This window comes from Thermus sp. FJN-A, assembly GCF_054655095.1.
The window spans coordinates 1-236 of record NZ_BAAHSC010000268.1 but is presented as its reverse complement, the minus strand read 5'-3'; the positions used below and the strand labels follow the sequence as shown (position 1 = coordinate 236).

Annotated in this window: 1 pseudogene; it reads right to left on the bottom strand. The window is 77.1% G+C overall.

Annotated elements, in window-relative coordinates:
- Positions 1 to 236 (bottom strand): annotated as a pseudogene (locus tag ACYQ0J_RS13670) (tetratricopeptide repeat protein); the annotation flags it as partial.

Genomic DNA, 236 nt, shown 5'->3' with positions numbered 1-236 from the left:
GGGCCAGGGCGCCTTCCTCCTTCCCCTCCCGGCGGGAGAGCTCCGCCAGGGCCACCAGCACCCGGGCGCGGGCCGGGGCGTGGGTGTCCAGAAGCTCCAGGGCCTCCCCGGCGGCCCGCCTCGCCAGCCTCTTCCGTCCCAGGGCCAGGTGGCAGAGGGCCATCTCCGCCAGGGCCGCTCCCCTCCGGGCCCCCTCCCCCGCTAGCTCAAGGGCCTCCTCCAGGACCTCGCTTCCT